Annotated in this window: 6 protein-coding genes; 1 reads left to right on the top strand and 5 read right to left on the bottom strand. The window is 37.3% G+C overall.

What is annotated here, in order from left to right:
- Nucleotides 1-216 precede the first annotated feature (216 nt).
- Together VB711_RS17865 and VB711_RS17860 are read right to left on the bottom strand one after the other, a co-directional pair.
- Entirely contained in the window at nucleotides 217-1,119 is a 903-nt protein-coding gene (locus VB711_RS17865; RefSeq protein ID WP_323287547.1) for a S1 RNA-binding domain-containing protein, read from the bottom strand.
- 112 nt (nucleotides 1,120-1,231) lie between these two features.
- Nucleotides 1,232-1,981: a dienelactone hydrolase family protein gene (locus tag VB711_RS17860; RefSeq protein WP_323287550.1), complete on the bottom strand. Its 750-nt coding sequence runs from the start codon at nucleotides 1,979-1,981 to the stop codon at nucleotides 1,232-1,234.
- Between the two features lie 97 nt (nucleotides 1,982-2,078).
- Between VB711_RS17860 and VB711_RS17855 the strand changes: the two genes are divergently transcribed.
- The gene (locus VB711_RS17855; protein WP_323287546.1) at nucleotides 2,079-3,065 is read left to right on the top strand and encodes a GntR family transcriptional regulator; all 987 of its coding nucleotides are present in this window, start codon (nucleotides 2,079-2,081) and stop codon (nucleotides 3,063-3,065) included.
- Nucleotides 3,066-3,267: 202 nt separating this feature from the next.
- Here VB711_RS17855 and VB711_RS17850 read toward each other — a convergent pair whose 3' ends face one another.
- The 3 genes from VB711_RS17850 to VB711_RS17840 form a co-directional block, all read right to left on the bottom strand.
- Complete coding sequence (locus VB711_RS17850; RefSeq protein WP_323287545.1) at nucleotides 3,268-3,603, bottom strand: XisI protein; 336 nt, start codon at nucleotides 3,601-3,603, stop codon at nucleotides 3,268-3,270.
- Between the two features lie 170 nt (nucleotides 3,604-3,773).
- The gene (locus VB711_RS17845) at nucleotides 3,774-4,439 is read right to left on the bottom strand and encodes a hypothetical protein (RefSeq protein ID WP_323287544.1); all 666 of its coding nucleotides are present in this window, start codon (nucleotides 4,437-4,439) and stop codon (nucleotides 3,774-3,776) included.
- Complete coding sequence (locus tag VB711_RS17840; protein ID WP_323287543.1) at nucleotides 4,432-4,914, bottom strand: Panacea domain-containing protein; 483 nt, start codon at nucleotides 4,912-4,914, stop codon at nucleotides 4,432-4,434. The genes VB711_RS17845 and VB711_RS17840 overlap by 8 nt, the downstream gene beginning before the upstream one ends.
- Between the last annotated feature and the right edge of the window lie 134 nt (nucleotides 4,915-5,048).

Below are 5,048 nucleotides of genomic sequence, written 5' to 3'. Positions count from 1 at the left end.
GCCTATATGTTGGCTTTACAAGTATCTTAGGCAAGCAATGTAGAGGCTGAGTGATGTATGAATAGCTAAAAACAAGGTGAGAATCACGGATTAGACAGATTATACAGATTAACTATCTATCAAAATAATAGACAACTAAAATCCGTGAAATCAGCGTAATCCATTTAATCCGTGTTCAGATGTTTATGTTCGTATTAGTCTTTTAAAGTTAATTAATCATTCACTAGCTTTGTTAGCGGCTCGATTAGCACGGGCTTCGGCTGAATTCATCACCTCTTCCATGTTTTCTAACACTTCACCGGGGTAATTTTCTAAAATTTTGGTAGATATTGCCACTCTACCCTTACCTTGATCTAAATCAATAATTACAGCTTTAATTGGTTGACCAACTTGAAAAACCTTTTCTAAAGAGTCAATGAATTTTTGGCTCACCTGCTTGATGTGTAAGAGGGCGCTACCTCCTTCAAAATCAACAAATACACCAAAAGGTTTAATTCCTGTAATTTTGCCTTCTACTAACTGACCAATTTCTAATAAACTGAAACTACTAGAACGAGTGGCTATGCGTTGAGAAAGAATGAGTTTTTTGTTATTCCGGTCTACATCTAAAAAGCCAACGGTGAGGGCTTGACCTTTGAGTGCTTCTAAGTTATCACGTTCTTGCAGGTGCGATCGCGGAATAAATCCCCGCAAAGATTGTACATCTACAGTCACACCACCTTTATTCACACCCATCACGCGCACTTGCACAGTTTGGGAATTTTCCTTCATTTCTACCAATTTATCCCAAATATGCTGAATTTCTAACTGTTTTCGAGATATGGTAACTTGACCCTCCGCATCTTGCTCGCGGATAATTAAAAATTCCATATTTTCCTGCATCGGCAACACTTCCGATAAATCGGTTACTGCTCTCAAAGCAGCCTCATCACGAGGAAGAAACGCCGACGATTTGCCACCAATGTCTACATAAGCCCCATCATGGTCGATTTGAAATACTTTACCATGTACAACCTGACCTTTTTGAAACTGGTAGTCGTGTGTTTCCAGTGCTTTAGCAAAATCGTCCATTGTGAAGGGCGAATTAGCTGTTTGAGAAAGTTTCGATTCAGAATTCATGACTTTTGACTATAAGTTGTTATTTGATCTGATGTCACTAGAGTTTTATTTAACCTCTAACAACATTAGATTTGCTGGAAGTAAACAAAACCCTGGTTTTGATTCAGCATTTTTACACTGGCAAAACATTGGTAAAAAGTTGTTTCACCTGCTCCCACCCATCAGCAGCAGCATTAGGATTATAACTGGCACGACGGTCACAAAAAAATCCGTGTTCTGCTCCATCGTAACGAAACACCCGATGGGAAATGTGGTATTTTTCTAATTCACCCCTGATCTCCTCTATATGTTCTGGGGGAATACTGGGATCTTCCATGCCAAAAAATAGATAAATAGTACCTTGAATATCTTTGGTACGGGTAATGCTAGGATCTCCTCCCCCTGGTGTGCGGGTGGGAATCCCTGCACCGTAAAAGGCGGCTGTTGCTTTAATTTCCGATAGGGTGGCAGCTAGATATGCTACATGACCACCAAAACAAAAACCAATACAGCCAAAGCCATCTTTTTTGACTTGGGGGAGGGTTTTTAGGTAGTCAAGTGCTAATTGAATGTCGTTTAATAGTTCGGGGGCTGTTGTTTGTGACCAAGCGTATTGTTTGCCTGTTTCTATGTCTTGGGGGGTATAACCAGTTTCGTAACCAGGGGCAATACGTTCAAATAAGGAGGGAGCGATCGCTATGTATCCCAATTTAGCAATTCTTTCTGTTACATCCCGAATATGAACATTCACACCAAAAATTTCTTGCAAAACCACAACTCCTGAATACAGACCAGGTTCTTTGGGTTGAGCTAAATAAGCATTTATTTGGAGGTTATCTTGAATAAGTTTAACCGTTTTAGTCTCTATTGTTGATTCTGTCATCATATTTTGTACCAATGCTCTATCAATCTTTGTTATAACTATGCCAGTAAGCAACTCTAGCTGAAAAAGTTTCACCCTTGCATACTGGTTTTTATTGATGATGCAATTCCGTATTCAGCCAGATAGTGACATTCCCTCCTCTACTCAATTATTTAATCAAATTCGGTTTGCGATCGCCTCTCGGCAATATCCACCTGGATTCAAATTGCCTAGCACCAGGGCTTTAGCCATGCAAACAGGACTACATCGCAATACTGTCAGTAAAGTTTATCGTCATTTGGAAGAAGACGGACTGGTTGAAAGTCTGGCTGGTTCGGGAATTTATGTCCGCGCTCAAGGTCACGAAGGTGGTAGTCGTCTCCAATCTCCCATTCTTCATCAATACCCAGAGGCTTACAAAGTGGTGCAGAAAACCCTGGATGAATTGCTCTCTCAAGGTTGTTCTGTCAATCAAGCGCGGGAATTATTTCTAGCAGAAGTTGACTGGCGTTTGCGTTGTAGTACCAGAGTGCTGGTAGCTGTACCAACTCAAGACTTGGGGGTTGGGGAATTAATGGTGGATGAGTTGGAAGAATCCTTAAAAATCCCCGTTCAACTGGTAGCAATGGAAGAATTAATCGCAGTTCTAGACCAAACTACTTCTGCTACCTTGGTTACAAGTCGATATTTTATCAAAGAAGTGGAGGCGATCGCTGCACCAAAAGCCGTGCGCGTAATTCCCCTAGATATCCACGATTATGGCAAGGAAATAAATTTAGTCAAAAATCTCCCTAAAGCTAGTTGTATCGGCATTGTCAGCCTTAGTCCGGGCATTCTCAGAGCTACGGAAGTCATCCTCCATGGTCTACGTGGAGACGAACTACTGGTGATGACTTCCCAACCAAAGGATGCTTATAAACTTCACGCCCTAGCTAGACGAGCGGAAATTATTTTCTGTACCGATCATACCAGCCTTTCTGCCATCCAAGCAGCTTTGCAAACTGTGACAGAAGAATTAATTCGTTTACCCAAGGTAGTTCGCTGCGAAAACTATATCGGTAGTCACTCAATTAATTTACTTAAACGAGAATTGGGTTTAATCTGACCATTTTTGTTAAAACTAATTGAGTCACTTAGAGGGATTTAATATTTCCTCAATTCTTGTTCTGATAAACCAGCATAAAATCTTTATTTTTGGCTCATTATCAATAATGAACTGTTCAGAAATAAAAAGGAAATGTGAATAGTGTGTATTCAGTTCTGAAACTTTTTATGCAATACCAACCATTCTAACACTATATCAAGTATTAAGCAATACCATAATCTGTATAAGGGCGTTTGTAAGGAGGATGCAGTCCGAGAACTATATCCTCTCTGGGAACACCCATTTTTATTAACTCTTCGGCTGGATTTTCTTCTGTTAAATTTTGTTGTAACCAAATTTTGCCGTTTTTAATATCGAAGTGCATGACAGTCATATAAACACGATTTAAATGTTCCCAACCAACATTCATCCACTGGTAATGATCACGTTCTGTATCAAAGACAAGTTCCACATCTACTTCGTCGGTTGAAATATCATCTTTGGCGTAATCTGTAAGTAATGTTTGAATGTATTCTCGATATTTGGCTATTTTATCCATTTTACAATTACCTCGTTATCTGGTTCATATACTACATTATAAATTTTATCATTATTTAATCTATTTAATACTTAAACTTGCCTAAGTGCGGGGTGGGAGATTTGTTATAACCAAATTTTGCCGTTTAACTGTGAATATAAAAATAATAACTTTGATAATTTAATATTATATTAAGTGCCAGGTAAAGTTTTTTTATCCAAAAGTTCTATTAACTCTTTGTTTTCTTGAATAAGTTCTTGATTTTGGTTATATAGAGATATATTCTTGTCTTTAAGACGATTAAATTCTTCTGGACAAAAAGGTTTTACTTTCCCAATTTCTTCAGGAAGTTTAGTTTTGTTGGCCTTTCCTTGATTAGACCCAGGAAAGAGGTTGTGTCCAGGGTCAAACCATACTATGTGAAAAGTAGTATCAAAAATAAAACCATGTATTCTTCCATAATTTTTAGCCACTCTCAGTTCAAAAGAATCTCTTGTCATTGCTTCAAACTGTTTTTGTAACTCATTTTCATCATTACCACATTGAGGAATTAATGAATTTTTAATCTTGTCTGGAAAAGAGCTTTGTGTTATTGTACTATCTCCTTTCCAATTAATAAACTTAGGATTTAATCTTTGATGTGTCTGCTCCTTAATTTCATAAACTGTTGCCATCTGTATTGCATCAAAAGCTTCAAATAGAAGTTGATAGTATTTTTTAGATAATCCATGAATAAAAAAATCTGCTGATTCCCAATCAATATATTTGAAGGAAATTTTTAGTTTTTCATGCTTAACTTGCTGATATGAATCTTCTGAAATAGATTTTATAGCGTTGTCAAATCTTTTTTTAGACACTTGTTATTTCCATGTATGGGTTCAACCTCTTTTTAAAGAATCTTTTCATTGATTCTTTAGATATAACAGCATTAGAACCTTCCATTTCCGGTAATCCTTTTCTAGCATCTAACCAGGGTTCTTCACGATGGGTCATTGTGATTAAAGCTGCTCCATCATATCGACCATACGCTTCAACAATTAGCTCAATAAATTCTTCTATTTCTTGTTCAATTTCTGGTACTTCAACTTCATCTTCTATACTTTTCCATCCATACTGTTTAAACTCGTGATATAAGTCTGGAATAACTGGTCCGTATGTCCACGCTTCAAAATCTTCCTGAAATAATGTTTCTCCATCATGAGTTGCCATATATATAGCCTGAACGTAGTAGCAAAGTTTTTGAAGTTTCATAGGACTTAGGCTTTCTTGAAAAAGCTCTCTATGACGTACAAGGATACTATTTACAACTTTTTTAAGGTTTTCAGAAATCATAATAAATTCCTCGCGATCAATAAGCGGAACTCGTTTTACTTTTTAAAAAGATTTAGGCAGTCCAGCCTGTTTCAAAACTGTATTATGTGTAATAATGTAAGTTGCTAGTTAGATGAAATAAGGTGCGTCAGAAA

This window comes from Cronbergia sp. UHCC 0137 (assembly GCF_034932285.1).
Taxonomy (GTDB): domain Bacteria; phylum Cyanobacteriota; class Cyanobacteriia; order Cyanobacteriales; family Nostocaceae; genus Cronbergia.
The sequence above is the reverse complement of the archived record's forward strand: the minus strand, read 5'-3'. Positions and strand labels throughout refer to the sequence as shown.

What these genes read in the sequence shown, in the direction of transcription:
- VB711_RS17865 (WP_323287547.1), bottom strand. Translation starts at nt 1,119, where the DNA reads ATGAATTCTGAATCGAAACTTTCTCAAACAGCTAATTCGCCCTTCACA.
- VB711_RS17860 (WP_323287550.1), bottom strand. Translation starts at nt 1,981, where the DNA reads ATGACAGAATCAACAATAGAGACTAAAACGGTTAAACTTATTCAAGAT.
- VB711_RS17855 (WP_323287546.1), top strand. Translation starts at nt 2,079, where the DNA reads ATGATGCAATTCCGTATTCAGCCAGATAGTGACATTCCCTCCTCTACT.
- VB711_RS17850 (WP_323287545.1), bottom strand. Translation starts at nt 3,603, where the DNA reads ATGGATAAAATAGCCAAATATCGAGAATACATTCAAACATTACTTACA.
- VB711_RS17840 (WP_323287543.1), bottom strand. Translation starts at nt 4,914, where the DNA reads ATGATTTCTGAAAACCTTAAAAAAGTTGTAAATAGTATCCTTGTACGT.